The sequence below is a fragment of the Microbacterium sp. genome, from assembly GCF_032084865.1.
In the GTDB taxonomy this organism is placed as follows: Bacteria; Actinomycetota; Actinomycetes; order Actinomycetales; family Microbacteriaceae; genus Microbacterium.
Map to the genome: position 1 here is coordinate 1,453 of NZ_DAMDLU010000241.1, position 256 is coordinate 1,708.

At 72.7% G+C, this 256-nt stretch carries 1 pseudogene; it reads right to left on the reverse strand.

Annotated elements, in window-relative coordinates:
* Window positions 1-256, reverse strand: a pseudogene (locus tag RT309_RS14985) (molecular chaperone DnaJ); the annotation flags it as partial.

Consider the following 256-nt stretch of genomic DNA (forward strand, 5'->3'; position numbering starts at 1 on the left):
CCTCGGACATGAGTCCGTACAGCCCGGTCGGGCTGAGCACGACGTGGTCGAGCTTCGCGTCGTCGTCCTCGCCGGTGGCGACGTCGTGCCAGGCGGTGAACCCGATGCCGAGCTCGTCGATCGCCGCGGCGGTGGCCTCCTCGGCCAGCGCGTCGGCCAGCATGCGCCGCGCCTCCCACGACGCCGCGCGCACGACGAGCGGGTCGTAGGCCTCGGCATCCGTCACCGCGTGACCGAGCTGGTCGGCGAGAAGATC